Genomic DNA, 490 nt, shown 5'->3' with positions numbered 1-490 from the left:
GCTGCTGCACGCCGAGACGCTCACCATCACCCATCCTGCCTACGGCAACGCGATGACCTTTCGCGCGCCGATCGACTTTTAACGCTCATACTTCGAGTTGCATGCGGGTTGTCTGCGTGCAACTCGGATTAGTGAGGATACAGAAAACAATCCCGATTAATCGCGGGCGAACCACGCGTCAATCATCTGCTCAACGCGGGCGACGACGAGATCGGTGTCGTGACGACGGCTGCGCGCACAGGCGTGCGCCGGCTCATCGCACAGCAGGCAGCGGCGCTGCGATTCGCCCAGCGACTGGCGTCCCACCAGCCCGTTCTGCGGACAGATTACATCGATATCCCACAGGCGTCCCAGCGGATGGCTCTGCTCCAGCGTACTGCACATCGCTTTGATTTCGCTGGCCGGATGCGCTACGCACCACAGCGCTTCTGGCCCGGTCGGCAGCCATAGCACCTGACGATCCAGCGTTTGCCAGCGGTGCTTCCACAGC

The 490-nt window shown here is 61.8% G+C and carries 1 protein-coding gene; it reads right to left on the bottom strand.

Going from position 1 to position 490, the window contains the following annotated elements; translation table 11 throughout:
- Positions 1-156 precede the first annotated feature (156 nt).
- A partial coding sequence (gene citX / locus M3610_RS27490) for a citrate lyase holo-[acyl-carrier protein] synthase (RefSeq protein ID WP_251463635.1) occupies positions 157-490 on the bottom strand: 334 nt, incomplete at its 5' end.

The organism is Neobacillus sp. MER 74 (assembly GCF_023714155.1).
Note: the sequence above shows the minus strand (reverse complement) of the source record. Positions and strands in the feature narration are given on the sequence as shown.